The sequence below is a fragment of the Oleiphilus sp. HI0043 genome (assembly GCF_001634935.1).
In genome coordinates this window covers 1-1,062 of record NZ_LWEY01000386.1, presented here as the reverse complement: position 1 = coordinate 1,062, position 1,062 = coordinate 1, and the positions used below count along the sequence as shown (strand labels likewise).

Genomic DNA, 1,062 nt, shown 5'->3' with positions numbered 1-1,062 from the left:
GACTGAATTAAATTCAGCGCTGAATTATCTTCATCACCAAGATCATCGTAAAGCTCGGTGGCTAGATCAGCGAAAATTTCTTCTTGCATCAATAGCGACATATAATCGCGACCAAGCTTTCCCCATGACGCGAGCAAGGTGTTATGCTCAATAAAGTTTTCCGCTACCGTTTCAGCACTGACGCCCCGCGCAAGCAATGACTGATTAAGCAGGAGCTGCTGATACTCACTCATCACATCACCCCAGTAGTAGCGACAAGGGTTATTCACCACAACGTGTATATCAATGTGTTCAGCTAAAGCTTTGATAACAGCCAGCATTCTAGGAGGCAAGGCTGACAGGCCAAATACGAAGATTCGTTCGGGTAACTGAAGTTCCGCCCCTTTAGGTAGCGCTCTAATACAGGACTCCAGCCTGGTCAGCAGACTGGAACGATGCTGTCGTTGCGCCAAGGGCAAGTCAGGATAAACGCTACACCACAAGTCAGCCTGCCAAGCTTCCAATTCGGTAAATTGAGGACTACTGTAGTCTTTGGAATCCAGGCCGCTAGCAAGGCTCTTTATCGGCTTGCCTTGCTCCCATGCTTGCAACCATTCTGGGCGGTAGTTTTGATAGCCATCAAAAACGTCGGCTATGACACTCGCCATATCAAACACTAAAGACTGGGATAGCGCTTCATCGCCAGCGTTACCCAGCGCAGGCTCAGCACTCCCCTCATCAGTGTTTGGTGATAAGCTCTTGGCATAACGCCGTAAGCGCTGATATTCGGGCTGGGCAAGCTTACTCGGCAATTGTTCAAAAAGCTGCCACCTTAAATTCTGTTTCTCAAAGCCCTGTACTTGCAGAGGCTTCGGTAATAAGGCTTCAGCCAATTTCCAAATAAAAGACGCTGGCATGCTACATTCAACCATCGCAGAGATACCCAATTCTTCAGATATTTGCTGCTGAAGCCAGGTGCCCATACCGAAACTTTGAATAATCACCTTTTCCTGATCAAAGATTTTTTTCAGTGGTTCTCGTCTCATTATTTCAGCAATGATGAAAGCGAGGTTTTCAGTGCGA

1 protein-coding gene is annotated in these 1,062 nt (G+C 47.3%); it reads right to left on the bottom strand.

Features of this window, described 5'->3' with window-relative positions:
* Positions 1–1,025, bottom strand: a 1,025-nt coding sequence (locus A3729_RS05195) for an exodeoxyribonuclease V subunit gamma (protein WP_231877342.1), incomplete at its 3' end; no start/stop codon positions are given.
* Positions 1,026–1,062 lie beyond the last annotated feature (37 nt).